The following is a 16,026-nucleotide window of genomic DNA, read 5'->3' as shown; positions in this document are numbered from 1 at the left end:
TTACTTTCCTTGATAATGTACCCAACGTTTTGATGACCAAAAAATAAGTACCGTTAAAATCATAATGACAACAAACAGAATCCAGGCCATAGCAGAGGCGTAGCCCATTCTGAAATATTTAAAACCATTATCATACAGATACATGACATAAAAAGTTAACGAGTTGGCTGGCTTCCCTTGACCTTGTGTCAAGGTATACGGCAGCGTAAATTGTTGAAAGGCCCCAATGACACCCATAACGAGATTATAAAAAATGACCGGCGTCAGCAGTGGGATTGTAATATGAAACGTTCGCTGAAACCAATTAGCGCCATCAATTTCGGCTGCTTCATAATAGTCGCTTGAGATATCGCCCAATCCGGCAAGATAAATAACCACTGACTGTCCGATTCCCCATAGAGACATAAAAATGAGGGAAGGCTTAGACCATTTTTCACTGCCCAACCAAGATGGTCCGCTAATGCCAATCATATCTAGAAATCCATTGATGAGACCGAACCCCGGATTGAGGAGCCACATCCAAAGCACGGCTATGGCAACATGGGGAACCAGCGTAGGTAAAAAGAATAAGGTGCGGTAAATCGTCATCCCTTTTATTTTCATATTTAACAACATCGCTAAACCGACACCAAACATAATACTTAAAGGTACATAAAAAACAGCAAAATAAATCGTGTTGGAAATCGATTTAAAAAATAAATCATCTGATAGCAACTCCTGATAGTTTTCCAGACCAATAAATTCACCCGGCTGCAAAATACTATAGGAAGTAAAACTAAAATAAATAGAAACAATCAGCGGAATTAAATAAAATAAGAACAACCCAATCAGCCACGGGGAAGCAAATAATACCCCTGTTATTCCACTAGACACATGTGCTTTTTTCTTCGTCGTTTTGATTTCATGGATGGGTTTTGCTTTCATTCTCTCAATCTTCAATCAGGACACATCCTTTTACAGCACAAGAGGGGAACATCCTCCCCTCTCTTACTTATTAAGAGCCTTGTTTACCTTTTCAGTTGCTGCATCTAATAGATCTTTCGGTTTTCCGTTGCCATGAATAGAATTATCTACGGCGTTAGACAGTTCATTCCACAATAATTCACCTTCAGGAATAACCGGTCTATTATGGGAGTTAGGCAATATTTTAATAAATTCACTAAAGATAGGATGATCCATATAACCTAGTTTCTTATTGACAGAATCAATCACCGACAAGGTTTTGTATTTTCCGTTATAGAGTTCCTGTCCCTCTTCACTACCAAAGAATTTAACAAATTCCCACGCTTCCTTCGGGTGTTTGGCGCCTTTTGGAATCACTACTGCCATGCCGCCAGACCAGGATGTGAAATCAGTTCCCGACGGTGTTGGAATAGGGGCTACTCCATAATTTAAGTCCGGTTTAAATTTTAAATATCCAGAAATACTCCAGTTCCCGCCAATATGCATGGCAAGCTGCCCTGTCAAGAAAGGATCCATCGCTCCTGAACCTTTTGAATCCGTAAATCCGGCAATGTCTTCCACATTATATTTCTTCGCATAATCTGTCATCCATTGAAGCGATTCGATGATTTTCGGATCGTTTGCCGTCACTTTATTCGTTTTTTGATCATAGAAACTACCTCCAAAGGACCAGCCCCAAGAGTAAAGCCACCCTTGGTTATACCATGGAATAAAGCCAATTTGTTTAAAGCGCTTTCCCTCTTTGACCGTTAATTTTTCGGCCATACTTTCTAATTCCGCGATGGTTTTTGGTGGTTTTTCAGGATCTAAGCCAGCCTTTTTAAAAGCATCTTTATTGTAAAATAGCAGTCTAGCATCCGTATCAACCGGCATGGCATATAATTTACCTTTATAGGTTGCTTCTTCCCAGGCAAACGGATAATATTGATCCTTTTGAATGCCGTCTTTTTCTGCAAATTCAGTAAGGTCTGTTAAGGAACCTTCCTCCGCCCACGATCCAACCTTAAAACGGTCAAACCACGATACATCCGGAGGATTACCGCCCGCTACTGCCGTAAGTAACTTTTCATTTTGGGATTCATTCGCAGCTGTATAAACCGCTTTCACTTGGATGTCTTTATGTTTTTTATTAAAAGCATCGGCCACATCATTAATGGCCTCTTCTCCCACCCCCGTATTTTCATGCCAGAAAGTAATCGTAGTGACACCATCCTTCTTTGCCGTATCGGCATCACCAGATACCCCTTTATTGGAACAAGCACTCAAGAACAAGGACCCTATTAATGCAGATGCCAATGCGACTCTTCCAAAGCTTCTTTTTTTCATTACCAAAACTACTCCCCCTTTTTTTGTGTTTAGTAGATGATTATAATAAACAACTCACCTTTAACAAAATAAACATAACAATATATCAATATTATAATTCATCTATCATAAACAAATTATTATAACATTATGGTAGTCTATCGGTATATGATATGTCAATATCTTATTTTTGAAAATTATAAAAATTTATCGACAAAAAAAAGCAGGAACGTCTGAATATATCAGATTCCTGCTTTTTCCCCTATTTAGTAGAACACCCTTTAATAAAATTATAATCAATATAATAGTTATCCGTAGGTTCATTCCCAATTAACTGGTCATGTAAAAGCTCCACTGCTTTATACCCCATCAGCCGTTGATCCTGTTGAATATGTGTAAACAAGGGCGGGTGAATATAGCCCTGTGGGGAATCAAAACAAATAATAGAAATATCCTCAGGCGTTTTTTTTCCTGCCCGCTCTAGAACTTGATTCACCAGAACGGCAATTTCAAATTCACTGCAAATGATCGCTGATAGTGAAGGATTATTGTTAATAAAATGCTTTATATTTTCAATATCCCTCTGTTTATATTCCCGTGTTTTGTTTGAAAAGATTCCTTTATGCTTTGTACTTTCGATATTCATCAAAATATAGTCAGGGTTTAAAGGTTTTCCCATTTCAGAAAATGCCACTTGAAATCCATATAATCGCTCTTCCAATGATGAGGTCCCTTCAGGAGAGGGAGAGATAAACGCGATATGTTCGTGCCCCTCCCTTAAGAAATACTTTGTAATTTCCTTTGCTGCCTGTTTATTATCAATTGAAACGGAACTGGCAGAAATCCCTTTTAAGTATCGGTCGACCAACACAATAGGGTATTGATCAAGAACTAACCGAAGAAGTTCATTATTATAGTGGACACCATGTACGGGAATGATCATAATTCCCTTTACTCCGATTTTCAACAGAGTCTCGATTGCCTGTTTCTCCTTTTCTTCATCCCCATATGAGCGTTTTAGCACCATGCTATAGTGGTATTCAGCACATTTCTGTTCAATTGCCTTTACTAAATCAAGTCCGTACGTATCGGAAAACTCCGGTATGATTAGACCTACAAGAGTTTCATTGTGTTCTTCCACTTCTTCATAATCTGTTCCATTTAATTGAACATCGGGAAGCTGAGGCAGTATTCCTGACACAAATGATCCCTTTCCTTGAAAACGCTCAATAATATGTTGTTGAGAAAGTAAATCTAGTGCTTTTTTTGAAGTAATTCTACTGACATTAAATTGGTCAGCCAATTCACTTTCGGTGGGAATCTTCTCTCCGCTTTGCAGTCTTCCGCTTTTTATTTCATCTAATATATAGTGATAAATTTTTTCATACAGCCTGCTCATTCTTATCATCCTTTTTGCAATGTCATGTTCATTATAACATTTATAACAAGTTAGAACAATCAAATCCTTATCTTACAGCATGGCTGTATTCATTTTACATATGTAAAAATTCTTGGAGATGATCCTCTTCATCGTTTTGTCCTTGAAAGCAAGTTATAAGGAGAAGAGGAGGATTCTAAAAGGAAGTTTAGCTCTATTTTAATTGGGTAAATAGAATAATAGAACGAGGATTCCGATAACAAAATCGATAGAACGAAAAGGAGGAATGTTACATGAACAAGGACAAACTAAAAGGCAGCATGGATCAAGTAAAGGGTGAGGCGAAAGAGCAATGGGGCAAATTGACCGATGACCGCTCAACAGAAGCTGAAGGAAAATGGGATAAAGCGAAGGGTAAATTGAGAGAAGGCGTCGGAAAAGTAAAGGATAAACTGGACTAATCCTCTGCAACAAGTGCCAAGCTGCGGATCTAAACCTATAAAAAAGGTACTTTTCGGGCGTATTTAGTTGATTCGCTGATATATTGTAAAATTCGCTGATAAATGGCCCGAATTCGCTGATAAAATGGAAAATTCGCTGATAAACTTCTGAAATTCGCTGATAAATTTACAAAGGGTGTTGATCATTCGTTCAGATGGCTTAAAATCGTGTAATTTTACATCAAACTCCACAATTTTAAGAGTTCGAAGCAACATTTTTACGAAAAAAGCCCATAAAAAGACGAGGCTCCCCCCGCCTCGTCTTTTTGTTTTGTATAATACCCCTTTAATTTGACCGTGACGGCTTCTTTCCCCAAAGAAGCCGACCAAAATCTGAAACCGAGCGATCATTTCCCTCAAATTCACCCAAAGTCAAAGCCCGCAATGAGCCAGGAGAACCGTCCCCTCGGCTCCCTAGCTCACCCTCACTTCAAGTTGTTCAGGAAGTCGAGGGCGATGTTTGGCATGATGCCAAATAGTACGGATCCTACGACCGCAACGAGCAGGACGACGACGATGCCAAATGGTAGGTTCAGCTTGCGTTCGTCGGCTGCCGGGCGGAAGAACATTTGCGTCATGACGCCGAAATAGTAGAAATAGGATACGACGGTTGTGGCAATCATGATTGATGCGAGTACATAGTGCGGTGTGCCGTAAAAGGCACCGACAAAGATGTTTAATTTGCCGATGAAGCCGGCTGTGCCCGGGAAGCCTGCCAAGGAAACGAGCAGAATGCCCATCAACACGGCAAGAACCGGTGAGCGGCGGTAAAGGCCGGCAAAGTCGGCAATCTTCTCTCCGCCTGACTGCTCAGACACCACTTGGATGACTGCAAAGGCGCCAAGGTTCATTAACATGTACGCGAGCAGGTAGAACCAAAGCGAATAGATCATGTTCGAGCTCATCGTCGTTAGCGCCACCAGGATATACCCGGCATGAGCGATACTGGAGTACGCGAACATCCGTTTAATATTCGTCTGCTTCAAGGCGACCACGTTACCGATAATCATCGTGACTGCGGCAATGACAGCGAGATAATCGTGCATTTTGAACAGGATGCTCTCACCGCTGGCCCCCGTAGGTGCGGCACTGTAAAATACCGCAATCAGGATGCGGATGACGATGACAAAACCAGCCGTCTTCGAAATAACGCTCAAGAAGGCAGTAACCGGTGTTGGCGCCCCTTGGTACACGTCAGGTGCCCACATATGGAACGGTGCCGCTGCCAGTTTAAACGATAAACCAACAAAAATCATCAAGAATGCAAGGCCGAGCAAGTATGCCTGCTGACCACTCGAAATCGCTGATAACGTGTTTGCGATTTCGAAAATATTGGTTGTCCCGGATAAACCGTATACATAGCTCATCCCAAACAGCGTGATCGCGGTGGCGATACTTCCATTGATGACGTATTTCATTGCTGATTCGTTTGACTTTAGATTATGCTTCTTGATGCCCGCTAAAATATAGGAAGAAATCGATAACAATTCCAACCCGATAAATAACGTGATTAAATCACCGCTTGATGTCATGATCATCGCACCAAGCAAGGCCGTTAAGAACAAGTAATAAAACTCGCCGCGATAGTCTTCGAGACCATCCTTTGCCTTATAGCTGATCGCTAAGAACATGACCAGCGCCGAACCAGCAAGCAGGATTATTTTAAACGCCTTCCCAAACGCATCAAGCGTGAAGGTATCATCCAAAATCGATGTGGCCTCGGTGCCAAGCAGGCTGGCGACAGCAATGATCGCCACAAAAATACCGGCAATCCCAACCCAGCCGAGGATTTTGCGATCTTGTTTTTTCGGTAAAAATAAATCTAACAATGTCAAGAGTACTGTTACACCAAGGATGATGAACTCTGGTGTCATGACACTCCAGTTAAATGATTTCAATGTCTCAATATCCATCCTTCATCACCCTCCTAACCCTAGCATGATCGTTTCAAGTGTAGTTTGCAGCGGAGAGCTAAGAACACTCGGGATTACTCCGATTAACACAATTAATACCATAAGAACAACGACTGGCACGAATTCGACCCCTTTTAGGTCAAGGACACCAGTAAATTCACGGTGTGACTTCCCGTACGTGATGCCTAAGACTGCGCGCAGCAAGTAAGCGGCCGTCATGATAATACCGACTGTTCCGACAGCGGCAACCCACGGCAATTCTTTGAACAATCCAAGGAAGGCCATAAATTCGCTGACAAAACCGGACATACCCGGAAGTCCAAGCGACGCCATCCCGCCTGCAAGCAAGAAGCCTGCGGCAATCGGCATCCCCTTCGCCATTCCGCCAAGATTTTCGATGAGCGACGTATCGGTCCGCTCGTAGATGATGCCCACCAAGAAGAACAATAACGCTGAAATCAATCCGTGCGACACCACTTGGAAAATCGCCCCTTGAACTCCAGCCTGATTCATCGCCGCAAGTCCGATCAGCACGATGCCCATATGTGAAATCGATGAATACGCCAAAACCATTTTAAAGTCTGTTTGAATGAACGCTAGGAATGCCCCGTAGAGGAGGTTAATCACTCCAAGGATAGCGATCAGCGTCGCAAGAGTTTTAAACTGCTCGGGAAAAATCCCCATTCCAAAACGGATTAAGCCGTACGCACCTATTTTTAATAGAATCCCAGAGTGGATCATAACAACGGATGGCGGCGCTTGAACGTGCACCTTCAACATCCAGCTGTGCAATGGGAAAATCGGCAATTTAACGCCGAATGCAATCAATAGGCCGATGAGGAGTCCAAGTTTCAAGTCACTCGAAAGCGGCGCACTTGGGTCTGCCATCATTTGTGTTAGTAAATCAATGTTGGTTGTGCCTGTTTTCGCAAACAGAATCATTATCACGATCAGGAGCACCGCTGAACCCAGACCGTTATAAATTAAGAAGCTGTAAGCCGCTTTTTCTTTTTCAAAATAACCCCATTTTCCGATTAAGAAGAACGTCGGGATCAGGGTCACCTCGAAAAAGATGAAGAACAGGATTAAGTTTTCAGCGGTAAAGACGCCGAGCATCCCGATTTCTAAAAGAAGGAACAGCATGAAGTAGCCTTTCCATTCTTTTTTTACAAAACGAGCAGCGGCAATCGCCGATAACGTTGCGACGATGGCGGTCAGCACGACAAGCAAAAGTTGAAAGCCGCTGAGACCGAGCTCATAGTACACCGAGTAGATTGGCTCCTGGACATTCATGCCGCGGAACTGAATCCAGTCCATTGATACGGCAAAATCAGCGAGGTCCTTGCCCCATTGAAAATGGAGATAGGCTGCCAAGGCCAAAAGTAATGCCGGCAGGGTCGCAAGGAATCCAACTAATTTGATTGCCTTTTCTGCCAGTTTCGGCATGAACGCCAAAACGATGATTCCTAGTAAAGGGGAGAATACTAGGATTGAAAGAACCGAATGTAAATTCATCGTAAGTACCCCCCTGTTAACGCAAAGATGACGGCGAGCAGTGCAAGTCCGATGAAGGCTACTGCCCCGTAAGTTTGAACCTGGCCGGTCTGCATTTTTGAACCGGTTTGACCAAGTCCTTGGACGATGCCGACAACTCCTTTGACAAGTCCTTCGACGATGAAGACATCGATGAATCGTAAGAAGTAGCTAATCGCCTTTGTGGCGGCCACGACTGTCAGTTGATAAAACTCGTCGACGTAATATTTGTTCAGTAAAATCGTATGCAATGTATCACCCGTGCCGCTTAACCAGTTGCGGGCGATGGAGCGTTTGTAGTACATCATGTAGGCAAGGTAGATTCCGAATAAAGAAACAACGGTTGCCGCGATCATGATCCAGACAGGTCCTTCGACGTGGCCGTGTCCGAGGGCAGGGTTGCCATCGACGAGCCAGTCGCCAAGGAACGAGCCGAACCAAGGTGTGTTCACATAACCTGCGATAATGGCCAGCACCCCGAGCAGAATCATCGGGAATGTCATGTTCGATGGTGATTCGTGAACATGTTTTTGATTGCCGCGAGCCTCACCTGTGAAGACCATGAAGAACAAGCGGAACATATAGAATGCTGTCATGAACGCTGCGATTAATGCGAGCAAGAAGAGAACAGGATGTCCGCCTTCCCAGGCAGCGATTAAAATCTCATCTTTACTGAAGAATCCGGATAATAACGGCACACCGCTGATCGCGAGTGTTCCGATTAAGAATAACGGACCGGTTAGTTTTAATTTTTTCCAAAGCCCGCCCATTTCCTCGATATTCTGCGTGTGGACCGCGTGAATGACGGAACCGGCAGCAAGGAAGAGAAGCGCCTTGAAGAATGCGTGTGTCATCAAGTGGAACACACCGGCAACATAGCCGGCAGAACCGAGTGCGAGCATCATGTAGCCGAGCTGCGAAACGGTTGAGTAAGCGAGTACTCGTTTTATATCGGTTTGCACTAGACCAATGCTTGCGGCAAAGATTGCGGTAATCGCACCGATGACGGCGATCGTTAAGAGTGCCGTTTTGCTAGCCGCGAACAGCGGGAATAGTGCAGCGACTAAATAGACCCCTGCAGCAACCATCGTTGCGGCGTGGATTAAGGCCGAAACAGGTGTCGGACCTTCCATCGCATCTGGAAGCCACGTATGGAGCGGGAACTGACCTGATTTTCCGACTGCCCCGATAAAAATCAAGATCGCTGTTAAGGTAATCATGGTTTGTGATACAGCGCCGGCGTCGATTGCCGCGAAAATTTCTTTGTATTCAAAGCTTTTTGTTTGCCAGAAGAGCAGGATCATGCCGATGAAGAGTCCAACGTCCCCGATACGGGTCATGATGAACGCTTTTTTGGCAGCGGCCTTTGCTTCTTCTTTGTAATAATAAAAACCGATTAATAGGAAGGAACCAACACCAACAAGCTCCCAGAAAATATAGGTTTGCAAAAGGTTTGGCGAAATAACCAGCCCGAGCATTGCAAACGTAAATAATCCTAAATAGGCATAGAATACTGGAAACCGCTCGTCCCCCTGCATGTACCCTTTGGAGTAGGTATGTACTAAGAAACTTACGAGCGATACGATAAACAGCATTAATGCATTTAATTGATTCACTTCAAAGCCCGCTGTTAGATGCAGATCTCCTATCGTGAGCCATTCGAAATTTGTACTGTAGGTTGGCTCTGAAAAGCGCTCAAATAATACCAAAATCGAATAGATAAGCGATGCCAGCGTGAAAAGAATCCCCACATACGCACTCGCCTCCTTCAGTCGCTTACCGAATAGAAGAAGGATCAAAAACGATAATAGCGGGAAAAGCGGTATGAGCCATGCATTTTCCATCATTATCACTGTCCCCTTTTCGGGCGGTAACACGGCGCGGTGCCTGTCACGACCCGAATTTTGTCGATTACGGTGCCTGACACCCTTTACCACTCTCGTGTAGGAGAAATGGTGTCAGGCACCCAAATTTGTCTGTCTAGTTTTTCATTGTGTTCATTTCGTCGATGTTGACGGTTTTTTTGCTGCGGTAGAGCGATATCAAGATCGCAAGTCCCACCGCTGCTTCGGCTGCTGCCACACAGATGGCAAACAAGGCGAAGATTTGGCCAGTAATCGATGGCGTAATGCCATATTTGCTGAAGGTAACCAAGTTAATATTCACGGCGTTCAGCATCAATTCGATCGAAATCAACACGATTACGGTATTTTTTTTCGTCAACGCACCGTATAATCCAATGCAGAATAATATCAGTGCAAGTGCCAGGAAGGCTGAAGCGGGAACTGAACTCATTCCTTATCCGCCCCCTTCTTCTCGTTTTTCGCTAGGATGATGGAACCAACCAAGGCTACTAATAGTAAAACAGATGTTAACTCAAACGGAATAATGTATTTTGAGTAAAGTGCTTCCCCAATTTGCATGGTATTGTTTTCATGCAGCTTTGTCGGAACCTGTTCGATATCGAAATTATAGATCCCGATGTAGACGGCAAAGGCAAAGCCAACAATTCCTAAGAACAATAAAATCTTTCTCCATTTACCCGTTTTCGGTTCACTTTCATCATCATGCTTCGTTAACATGATGCCAAACAGCATGATAATCGTGATCGCGCCTGAATAAATCAAGATTTGCACGGCTGCTACAAACTCGGCAGACAGTAGTACATAAATGCCGGCGATGGCGACGAAAGTGAAGATGAGGGCAACGACCATATGAACAACTTTGTTAAGGTTCAATAGAAGCACGCCGCCGATAATCGCAACAAGTGCGAGTCCCATAAAAGCGAGGAATTCGCCAGAAAATGTCATGCTTTATTCACCTGCCGTATGTTTTCGTCGTTTTCATCTAACCATTCCAGGTTTTTAAATAACATGTCCCGGCTATATTCAGCGAGCTCAAAGTTATTGGTCATGATGATAGCTTCTGTTGGGCAAACCTCAGTACATAGATCACAAAGGATACAAATCTCAAAATTAATGTCGTATGTGTCGATGATTTTCCCCTTTTTCGTCGGGTCCGGGTGCTTTTTACCCGTTAATTGAATACAATCGGTCGGGCAAATCTGCGCACACTGATTGCAAACAATACACTTCTCCGGATAAAACTTCTGAATCCCGCGGAAGCGGTCTGGCAACGGAAGCGGCTCGTTTGGATAATCATACGTAACCTTCTCCCGGGTTAATTGTTTTAGGGTATATTTCAAGCCTTTAAATACTCCAAGCACGTTTTTCACCCCTTTTACAGTTTAAAAATTGTTATTAATGCTATCGGTGTCAGGCACCATTTCCACCACTGTCATAGTTGGAAGGTGGTTATTGGTGTCAGGCACCATTCCCACCACTATCACAGTATAAAAGTGAGGATCGGTGTCAGGCACCATTTAGAAGAATAGTGATTTGAGTAATGCGGTTAGGAAGATGTTTGCCAAGGCGATTGGCAGTAATACTTTCCAACCAAATTCCATCAGTCTGTCGGCGCGGAAACGCGGAAGCGTACTGCGAATCCAGAAATAAACAAAGACGACGGTACAAAATTTAAGTGCAAACCAGACTGCACCCGGGATAAAGCCAAGGAACGCAAATGGCGGCAGCCAGCCTCCAAGAAAAACCACGGTAATCAGTGTCGACATGCCAAAGACATACACATATTCTGAAAGCATGAAGAAAGCCCAGCGGAATCCAGCATACTCGACGAAGTAGCCGGCAACTAGTTCGTTTTCCGACTCCGGCAAGTCAAATGGCGTCCGGTTTAATTCGGCAATTGATGCGATAAAAAAGACGATAAAGCCAATCGGCTGCAAGAGAATAAACCAGCCATGCTTTTGTTGTAATACAATGTCATTTAGATTTAAGCTTCCTGTAAGTAAAATAACCCCAAGGACAGCCATTACCAGCGGAATTTCATAAGAAATCATTTGTGCCGCTGCCCGCATGCCCCCTAAGAGCGCGTACTTGTTATTTGACGCCCAGCCGCCCAGTACCATCCCAAAGACAGTTAAACCGGATACAGCAATATAGTAAAGCAAGCCGACACCAATATCGGCAAACTGAAACTTATCGGTAAACGGCAATGTTGCCAGTACCATAAACGATGGCGCAAACGCAATCACCGGTGCCAAAATAAATAATGGCCGGTCAGCTGCTTTTGGGATAATATCCTCTTTTAGTAAAAGCTTCAAAACGTCAGCGACCGTTTGCAAAAGTCCCCAGCGTCCGCCGAGCTGGTTTGGGCCGTGACGCAGCTGCATGTAACCCATAACCTTCCGTTCTGCTAAAATTCCGTAGGTAACGAAGCCTAATACGACTAAAAGCAAGACCACACCCATTATAAAGAAGATCCCAAAATTTGCCCAGCCGGGACTTGAATGGAGCAACTCTTCCATCATTAGCCGTCCACCTCCCCAAGGACAATATCAATTGCCCCTAAAATAGCAATCAGATTTGCAATATTTTCGCCTACTAATAGTTTCGGGAGAATTTGCAGATTATAGAATGATGGTCTTCTAAACTTTAAGCGATACGGTTCTTTTTTCCCATCGCTGGCAATATAGCAGCCAATTTCCCCACGCGGAGATTCAATTCTGACAAATGCTTCCCCTTTTGGCGCCTTAATGATTTTCGGCACCTTAGCCAAAATTTCCCCTTCTGCCGGAAATTGCGCAACTGCCTGCTCAAGGATACGGAGTGATTGTTCAATCTCCTCAAGACGAAGACTATAGCGTGCTAAGCAATCGCCACCCTCCGATGTTGGAACATCAAACTCAAACCGATTGTAAATCGAATATGGCTCATCCTTACGAAGATCCCATTTTACACCGGTACAGCGGAGATTTGGCCCGCTGAGTGAATATTGGATTGCTTCTTCCTTCGTATAGCGGCCAATCCCTTTTACCCTGTCCAAAAAGATCTCATTGCCGCTGACAAGCGAGTGATATCCAGCAAGCTGCTCGCGCATATAAGGAATAAAATCCCTTAACCGCTCAATCCAGCCTTCAGGTGCATCCCACTTCACGCCGCCAACACGCATATAGTTAAACGTCAAACGTGCACCCGATAACTCGTTCAGCATATTGATAATCATTTCGCGGTCGCGGAAGGCATAGATGAATGGACTTGTCGCGCCAAGGTCAAGGATGTACGTGCCCCAAGCAACAAGGTGGCTGGCAACACGTCCCAACTCCATGGCAATCACGCGCAGGAAGTCCGCACGCTCCGGGACCTGAATCCCCATCATCGTTTCGACAGCATGACAGATCACATAGTTGTTGGTCATTGCTGACAGATAGTCCATCCGGTCCGTATAAGGAATAATCTGCGTATACTGCAGATTCTCCGCTAATTTTTCCGTACCGCGGTGTAAATAACCGATGACAGGTGTTGCCTCAGTAATGATTTCCCCATCGATTTTAATGACAAGGCGGAATACTCCGTGCGTACTGGGATGCTGTGGACCGACGTTTAGTAACATTTCTTCTGTTCTGATCATTGGCTACACCTCCACATCATACTGTTCATAATCTTTACGCAGTGGATGGCCAACCCAATCTTCCCCAAGCATAATCCGATGTAAATTCGGATGTCCTTTAAATTGAATTCCAAGTAAATCATATGCTTCACATTCAGGCCAGTTCGCTCCGGCCCATATTGGCTGCAAGGACTCGATTGTTGGTTCATCGCGGTCAATCTTCACTTTTAACGCCACCGATTGGCGATTTTTGTATGAGTATAAGTGAACATAGACTTCCATATGTGTTTCAAAATCCGTTCCATGCAGCTCAGATAGATAGTCAAACCCGAGAAGCTCATTATATTTTAAAAATTGAGCTACCTTAAAATATGTATCACGCTTCGCCACAAGTGTCGGAACATCTTTGGATAGTTTATTAATATAAGAATCTTCTAAAACATCAGAACCCAGGTTTTCGGCAATCACCTTTACATACTTATCTAAGTATGGCTGATTTGGTGATGGTGCTGCGGTCTCGGCTTCGGCTGCTGCTGTATCACCGGCTTTTCCTCCGGCCGCTGCCTTCGCCTTCGCTGCTGCCGCTGCTTTTGCTTTGGCTTTTGCTGCCGCAATGGCTTTCGCCTTTTCATCATCCCCGCCAGCGGCTGCGTCCGAACCAGCTCCTGCTGCCTTTGCTTTTGCCGCTGCTGCTGCTTTCGCCTTTGCTGCCGCTACTGCCTTGGCTTTCGCTGCTGCTGCCGCCTTGGCCTTCGCATCGTCACCCGCTGGCGCGCTGTCATCCGCTGGTGCGTCTCCACCAGCTAACTCCATCGCTTTCCACTTCGCTGCTGCCGCTGCCTTTGCTTTCGCTACCGCTGCGGCTTTTTTCTTTGCGAGATCGTCGGATTCTTCGCCCTCGGGCGCACTCGCGCTGGCATCCGCCTCAGCTGATGGGGCTTCGCCTCCGGCTAACTCCATCGCCTTCCGCTTCGCTGCCGCCGCTGCTTTTGCCTTCGCTACCGCTGCTGCCTTTTTCTTCGCCAGGTCGTCGGCTTCTCCGCCTGCTTCTGCCTTCGCACTGTCATCCGCCTCAGCTGCTGGTGCTTCGCCTCCGGCTAACTCCATTGCCTTCCGCTTCGCTGCCGCCGCTGCCTTAGCCTTCGCTACTGCTGCTGCTTTTTTCTTCGCAATGTCATCATCATCTCCAGCTGATGGTGATGGCGGTGCGGCCGCGACAGGTGTTTCAGCCTCTTTCGGCTCGGATGGCTCCTGTGCCTCTGACTTCGGCTCGGCCACCGGTTTTGGCGCTTCTGGTTTCGGTGCAGTCTCGCCAGCTTCCTTCGCTTTACGCTTTGCTAACGCCGCAGCTTTAGCCTTTTCAGCGGCTTCTCTCTTTAATTGATCGAGATCTTTTTCCCCGCTCATTTGTTAAATCACCTTCTTCCCAGTCTTCGCTTCATAACGAATTTTTCCTTTTAATTTATTTATTCCATAAATTAATGCGGCCGGGTTTGGCGGGCATCCAGGAATATAGACATCAACAGGCACGATTTGATCGACACCCTTCACAACCGAATAGGACTTGACATACGGTCCGCCGGCAGTCGCACAAGACCCCATCGCGATGACCCATTTCGGCTCTGGCATTTGGTCATATAAACGGCGCAAAATCGGCGCCATCTTCTTCGTCACCGTTCCAGATACAATCATACAATCCGATTGCCGTGGAGATGTGCGGAAAATCGTCCCAGACCGGTCAAGGTCATAGTTCGCTCCCCCTGTACCCATCATTTCAATCGCACAACAAGCCAGACCAAATGTCATTGGCCACAAGGAATTACTCCGTGCCCAACCCTTAATTTGCTCCAGCGTTGCAAAAAATACATTTCTCTCCAACTCTTTTATTTCCGCAGGTGATAAGTCTTCCAGTCTTAAATCCATTTTAGCACCTTCTTTTTCCAAGCATACACGAGGCCGATTAATAACATCACCACAAAAATCAACATCTCGACAAGCGCAAAAATACCTAGTTTATCATAAGCGACAGCCCATGGATATAAAAACACCGTTTCTACATCAAAAATAACAAACATTAGGGCAAAAATATAATAGCGGACATTGAACTGTACACGGGAATCGTGAAATGGCTCAATACCGCTCTCATATGTGGTATACTTCGCATCACTAGGTTTATGCGGACGCAGAAGTTTCCCCAAATATAATGCCACCACTGGCAGCAGCACCCCGAGACATAGGAACACAAAAACTATCAGATAATTATTCTGATATAAATTTAGAAGTTCCATGCCTATCCCCTCCAATGTTGTAAATTTTCATACTAATGAATATTGTAACCGAATTCATTATAGCATTGTTACAAACCCCTGTCGACAAGCCTTTTACTTTAAATTGGGATTCCATCCGCCGCGGAATTTTCCGATTTTAGGCTCTTGAGAGCTCGCTCTCAAAAGAGACTAAAATTGGAAAATTTCGCAAGCCTCAGCGGTAGTTGAGGCACAATGTGCGATAGCACATTGCGGATGGAATTCCAATTTTCACCCAAACTAGTATGTCGACTTGGGGTTCCCACCCCTGAGCGTTTGCGTGATCTCGCTGAGAAGACTCCTTGAATCCGCCCCAGAGATGACGCAAAAGCGAACCATACCTATTCAAAGAACACCTGCCCAAGCACGTGATCTGCAGCGTCAGCGGAAGATGACGTGCCTGGAAAAAGGTTCGCAAGAACCGTCAAGCTACATTGTAAATTCGACAACAACCCCTATTTAATAACAAAATACTAATAATGTCAGTGAGGTTTGTCATTAAATGTCCACTTTTCAAACTTCTTTGAAAGAATAAGCCAGCCATTACAACACTTAATATGTATCAACTACTAATCATCACCACTATATCACAATACTACTCACCAAATCTTATTCAATTCCCCTATCATAATATGCAAAACTGTCCGTATCATACCGTTTAT

The 16,026-nt window shown here is 44.7% G+C and carries 16 protein-coding genes; 1 reads left to right on the top strand and 15 read right to left on the bottom strand.

What is annotated here, in order from left to right; all coding sequences use genetic code 11:
- The 3 genes from ACIQXV_RS07740 to ACIQXV_RS07730 form a co-directional block, all read right to left on the bottom strand.
- Positions 1-939, bottom strand: coding sequence for a carbohydrate ABC transporter permease (locus tag ACIQXV_RS07740; protein ID WP_402957524.1), 939 nt, complete (start codon positions 937-939; stop codon positions 1-3).
- A 48-nt stretch (positions 940-987) separates the two neighbouring features.
- A complete protein-coding gene (locus ACIQXV_RS07735; RefSeq protein ID WP_402957726.1) occupies positions 988-2,289 on the bottom strand; it encodes an ABC transporter substrate-binding protein in 1,302 nt (433 codons plus the stop codon).
- 241 nt (positions 2,290-2,530) lie between these two features.
- Positions 2,531-3,667 (bottom strand): GntR family transcriptional regulator, encoded by a 1,137-nt coding sequence (locus ACIQXV_RS07730; protein ID WP_402957522.1) that lies wholly within the window; start codon positions 3,665-3,667, stop codon positions 2,531-2,533.
- 272 nt (positions 3,668-3,939) lie between these two features.
- On the opposite strand from ACIQXV_RS07730, the gene ACIQXV_RS07725 reads away from it, so the two are divergent.
- Positions 3,940-4,107 carry a CsbD family protein gene (locus ACIQXV_RS07725; RefSeq protein WP_402957520.1) on the top strand — a complete coding sequence of 56 codons (168 nt, stop codon included), beginning with the start codon at positions 3,940-3,942 and terminating at the stop codon, positions 4,105-4,107.
- Positions 4,108-4,170: 63 nt separating this feature from the next.
- Here ACIQXV_RS07725 and ACIQXV_RS07720 read toward each other — a convergent pair whose 3' ends face one another.
- The 12 genes from ACIQXV_RS07720 to ACIQXV_RS07665 all read right to left on the bottom strand — a co-directional run bounded on the left by ACIQXV_RS07720 (position 4,171) and on the right by ACIQXV_RS07665 (position 15,346).
- On the bottom strand, positions 4,171-4,497 hold the full coding sequence (locus ACIQXV_RS07720; RefSeq protein WP_402957518.1) for a hypothetical protein: 327 nt from the start codon (positions 4,495-4,497) through the stop codon (positions 4,171-4,173).
- 74 nt (positions 4,498-4,571) lie between these two features.
- On the bottom strand, positions 4,572-6,059 hold the full coding sequence (gene nuoN, locus ACIQXV_RS07715) for an NADH-quinone oxidoreductase subunit NuoN (RefSeq protein ID WP_402957516.1): 1,488 nt from the start codon (positions 6,057-6,059) through the stop codon (positions 4,572-4,574).
- A 6-nt stretch (positions 6,060-6,065) separates the two neighbouring features.
- Positions 6,066-7,574 (bottom strand): NADH-quinone oxidoreductase subunit M, encoded by a 1,509-nt coding sequence (locus tag ACIQXV_RS07710; RefSeq protein ID WP_402957515.1) that lies wholly within the window; start codon positions 7,572-7,574, stop codon positions 6,066-6,068.
- Positions 7,571-9,439, bottom strand: a complete 1,869-nt coding sequence (gene nuoL / locus ACIQXV_RS07705) for an NADH-quinone oxidoreductase subunit L (RefSeq protein ID WP_402957514.1) — start codon at positions 9,437-9,439, stop codon at positions 7,571-7,573. The genes ACIQXV_RS07710 and nuoL overlap by 4 nt, the downstream gene beginning before the upstream one ends.
- Before the next feature lie 133 nt (positions 9,440-9,572).
- Positions 9,573-9,887, bottom strand: coding sequence for an NADH-quinone oxidoreductase subunit NuoK (gene nuoK / locus ACIQXV_RS07700; RefSeq protein ID WP_402957512.1), 315 nt, complete (start codon positions 9,885-9,887; stop codon positions 9,573-9,575).
- Entirely contained in the window at positions 9,884-10,402 is a 519-nt protein-coding gene (locus ACIQXV_RS07695) for an NADH-quinone oxidoreductase subunit J (protein ID WP_402957510.1), read from the bottom strand. Before ACIQXV_RS07695 ends, nuoK begins: the two co-directional genes overlap by 4 nt.
- A complete protein-coding gene (gene nuoI, locus ACIQXV_RS07690) occupies positions 10,399-10,818 on the bottom strand; it encodes an NADH-quinone oxidoreductase subunit NuoI (RefSeq protein ID WP_402957508.1) in 420 nt (139 codons plus the stop codon). The genes ACIQXV_RS07695 and nuoI overlap by 4 nt, the downstream gene beginning before the upstream one ends.
- 156 nt (positions 10,819-10,974) lie before the next feature.
- A complete protein-coding gene (gene nuoH / locus ACIQXV_RS07685; RefSeq protein ID WP_402957506.1) occupies positions 10,975-11,979 on the bottom strand; it encodes an NADH-quinone oxidoreductase subunit NuoH in 1,005 nt (334 codons plus the stop codon).
- The gene (locus ACIQXV_RS07680) at positions 11,979-13,079 is read right to left on the bottom strand and encodes an NADH-quinone oxidoreductase subunit D (protein WP_402957504.1); all 1,101 of its coding nucleotides are present in this window, start codon (positions 13,077-13,079) and stop codon (positions 11,979-11,981) included. Before ACIQXV_RS07680 ends, nuoH begins: the two co-directional genes overlap by 1 nt.
- A 3-nt stretch (positions 13,080-13,082) precedes the next feature.
- On the bottom strand, positions 13,083-14,465 hold the full coding sequence (locus ACIQXV_RS07675; RefSeq protein WP_402957502.1) for an NADH-quinone oxidoreductase subunit C: 1,383 nt from the start codon (positions 14,463-14,465) through the stop codon (positions 13,083-13,085).
- Positions 14,466-14,468: 3 nt separating this feature from the next.
- On the bottom strand, positions 14,469-14,981 hold the full coding sequence (locus ACIQXV_RS07670) for a NuoB/complex I 20 kDa subunit family protein (RefSeq protein WP_402957500.1): 513 nt from the start codon (positions 14,979-14,981) through the stop codon (positions 14,469-14,471).
- Positions 14,972-15,346, bottom strand: a complete 375-nt coding sequence (locus ACIQXV_RS07665; RefSeq protein ID WP_402957498.1) for an NADH-quinone oxidoreductase subunit A — start codon at positions 15,344-15,346, stop codon at positions 14,972-14,974. Before ACIQXV_RS07665 ends, ACIQXV_RS07670 begins: the two co-directional genes overlap by 10 nt.
- Between the last annotated feature and the right edge of the window lie 680 nt (positions 15,347-16,026).

This window comes from Neobacillus sp. NPDC097160, assembly GCF_044762155.1.
GTDB lineage: Bacteria > Bacillota > Bacilli > Bacillales > Cytobacillaceae > Neobacillus.
The sequence above is the reverse complement of the archived record's forward strand: the minus strand, read 5'-3'. Positions and strand labels throughout refer to the sequence as shown.

Coding starts and splice junctions, on each gene's coding strand:
- ACIQXV_RS07735 (WP_402957726.1), bottom strand. CDS start 2,289: ATGAAAAAAAGAAGCTTTGGAAGAGTCGCATTGGCATCTGCATTAATA.
- ACIQXV_RS07730 (WP_402957522.1), bottom strand. CDS start 3,667: ATGAGCAGGCTGTATGAAAAAATTTATCACTATATATTAGATGAAATA.
- ACIQXV_RS07725 (WP_402957520.1), top strand. CDS start 3,940: ATGAACAAGGACAAACTAAAAGGCAGCATGGATCAAGTAAAGGGTGAG.
- ACIQXV_RS07720 (WP_402957518.1), bottom strand. CDS start 4,497: ATGATCGCTCGGTTTCAGATTTTGGTCGGCTTCTTTGGGGAAAGAAGC.
- nuoN (WP_402957516.1), bottom strand. CDS start 6,059: ATGGATATTGAGACATTGAAATCATTTAACTGGAGTGTCATGACACCA.
- ACIQXV_RS07710 (WP_402957515.1), bottom strand. CDS start 7,574: ATGAATTTACATTCGGTTCTTTCAATCCTAGTATTCTCCCCTTTACTA.
- nuoL (WP_402957514.1), bottom strand. CDS start 9,439: ATGATGGAAAATGCATGGCTCATACCGCTTTTCCCGCTATTATCGTTT.
- nuoK (WP_402957512.1), bottom strand. CDS start 9,887: ATGAGTTCAGTTCCCGCTTCAGCCTTCCTGGCACTTGCACTGATATTA.
- ACIQXV_RS07695 (WP_402957510.1), bottom strand. CDS start 10,402: ATGACATTTTCTGGCGAATTCCTCGCTTTTATGGGACTCGCACTTGTT.
- nuoH (WP_402957506.1), bottom strand. CDS start 11,979: ATGATGGAAGAGTTGCTCCATTCAAGTCCCGGCTGGGCAAATTTTGGG.
- ACIQXV_RS07680 (WP_402957504.1), bottom strand. CDS start 13,079: ATGATCAGAACAGAAGAAATGTTACTAAACGTCGGTCCACAGCATCCC.
- ACIQXV_RS07675 (WP_402957502.1), bottom strand. CDS start 14,465: ATGAGCGGGGAAAAAGATCTCGATCAATTAAAGAGAGAAGCCGCTGAA.
- ACIQXV_RS07670 (WP_402957500.1), bottom strand. CDS start 14,981: ATGGATTTAAGACTGGAAGACTTATCACCTGCGGAAATAAAAGAGTTG.
- ACIQXV_RS07665 (WP_402957498.1), bottom strand. CDS start 15,346: ATGGAACTTCTAAATTTATATCAGAATAATTATCTGATAGTTTTTGTG.